Here is a 2059-nt window from a genome sequence, read left to right as displayed (position 1 = left end):
TAAATATTCGATTGTAAAAATAATTACAGAAATTAACTCGAAATAATAAAAAAAGTCAGAGAATGAAACTCTTAACTCATTGTAAGATTCAAGAATTAACGAGATTACGTTTAAAATAATTAATCCATAAATGAATTTTATAAAAATCGTATTCTTATTTATTATTTCATAAATTTTCTTTTTCATCGAGAATTTTTTTCGGAACTAGTGCATAACGGGTTTTGGTATGGAAAGTTGCGTTTTTTGAAAACGTAATTTTCCGATGTTTAAATTTAAGTTATTTATATTTTAAAAACATTCTATTTTGTTGAATTTAGCAATTTTTTATACCAGTTGTTACCACACGTTTTTATATTTCAGATGATTTTCAATTGTCTCTCGTATTTTGGATTTATCAACCTGTATTTCAATTAATTCTACTTGCTTGAAAGTTTTATCGAAAGAAGGTAAATAAAGGAAAACTCTATTGTTATTTTCTTTGATTATAAAAAATCTACTCATCCCAGTATTTAAAATCTGAAAATTATCAATTGTGTCATATGTCAAACTAGTAATTCCCCATTTTTTCTCAATTCCTAAAGGTATCTTATTCAATAAGAAATTTTCATTAAAATGAACAGTATCAATTCCATATTCCGATACAAGTTTAAAAGATTTATCTAATAATTTATTTTTAAAATTTGAGGAGTTTTTCAAAGAATCAGGTAATCTTAAAAACACTTTCTTTTGTTTATTAATTCCATTTGTCGTTAAGACTAAACTATCTTTATTAACAGCTTTAATATTATAATTTAAATAACCTATTTCATCAAAATTCAGTTCTTGTTTAATGATATTTCCAATTACATAAAAATCATTGGATTCAGAATAATCAAAATGATAACTCACAATTTTCTGATTTTCTATTTTTACGATTTTTTGAGAATCTCTTATAAAATCTTTTCCATTGTTATAGTTGTTAATTTCTATAACTTTTACATAAATTCCATCAATTCTTTTATTTGAATAATAAAAAAGGGCTAAACATAAGATTGAAATCATTATTGTGAAATAAAATATTACTTTTTTCATCTTATGTGTGGTAACGGGCTTTTATAAGATTTGTGCGACTGGAAAATCGGAGATTTTTCGGACGTAGCAAATCGTTTGTTGAATGTTTGTCAGTTCGTTATTTAGTTTAAAAGTAAGCATAAATTTTATGAGTTGTTGTGCGTTTTATTTTAATCATTAAATATTTTTGTTTCTTTATCGTCAAATTCAATTGGTCGATTTCCATTAAAATCCATTTGAAGTTTAATAACATTTTTCTCAATATTCTCTACTATACACAATAATTTATTTATTTCTCCACTTTCAATTTTTTGAACAATAATATCAATTTCTATTGGAGTTTTTAAATAATTAACTTCATATGTCATTGTTCCTTTTTTTCCATTAACGACAAATTCTTTTCCGCCAATAATTTGTCCTTGAAATTCAAAATATGCGTAACCGTCATCTTGAAAAGTAATGTATCCGATATCTTTTTCATCTTCTCCTTTCCATTTCCCAACAATGCTAAATTCTGATGTAGGGTATTCGTTAAAAGAAGTTAAAATCAAAGTAGTTAATAGTAGTAAAATAATTTTTTTCATAGGTTTAATTTTTTTTTTTTCAATTGCATACAACGGGCTTTTATAAGATTTGTGCGGTTTAAAAATACGATATTTTTCAGCCGTAGCAAATTGTTTATTTAATATTTTAAATTTTCTATTAGTTCGAATTATAGCATGAATTTTATGAGTTGTTGTGTAAAGTAGCTTTGGAGTTCGGATTAATCTTTCCGACCTAAATTTCTACGTATCAAAACCTCATTTTGTATTTCAAACTGTGTAATTCTTTAAAATCCGAGATTTCTCTTTTTAACTTGATTTTTCTGAAATCTTAAATATTCCAATAATCAAACTCCAACTCTCAAACTCCGCTTTTTTTTAATCCGAGATTTGTCATTTTAGTTTAAATTTTTATAGAATTCGTTGCTAAATTCTATTTATTTCAATGAGCTTTTTTGAATATTTTT

The 2059-nt window shown here is 24.5% G+C and carries 2 protein-coding genes and 1 pseudogene; all 3 read right to left on the bottom strand.

The window, feature by feature from the left end:
• Positions 1–186, bottom strand: a pseudogene (locus tag EC396_RS17985) (ion transporter); the annotation flags it as partial.
• Between the two features lie 150 nt (positions 187–336).
• On the bottom strand, positions 337–1071 hold the full coding sequence (locus EC396_RS12680; RefSeq protein ID WP_129366999.1) for a hypothetical protein: 735 nt from the start codon (positions 1069–1071) through the stop codon (positions 337–339).
• Between the two features lie 149 nt (positions 1072–1220).
• Positions 1221–1634, bottom strand: coding sequence for a hypothetical protein (locus EC396_RS12675; protein ID WP_129366998.1), 414 nt, complete (start codon positions 1632–1634; stop codon positions 1221–1223).
• Positions 1635–2059 lie beyond the last annotated feature (425 nt).

It is taken from the genome of Lutibacter sp. HS1-25 (genome assembly GCF_004121075.1).
Lineage (GTDB): Bacteria > Bacteroidota > Bacteroidia > Flavobacteriales > Flavobacteriaceae > Lutibacter.
Note: the sequence above shows the minus strand (reverse complement) of the source record. Positions and strands in the feature narration are given on the sequence as shown.

Coding starts and splice junctions, on each gene's coding strand:
- EC396_RS12680 (WP_129366999.1), bottom strand. CDS start 1,071: ATGAAAAAAGTAATATTTTATTTCACAATAATGATTTCAATCTTATGT.
- EC396_RS12675 (WP_129366998.1), bottom strand. CDS start 1,634: ATGAAAAAAATTATTTTACTACTATTAACTACTTTGATTTTAACTTCT.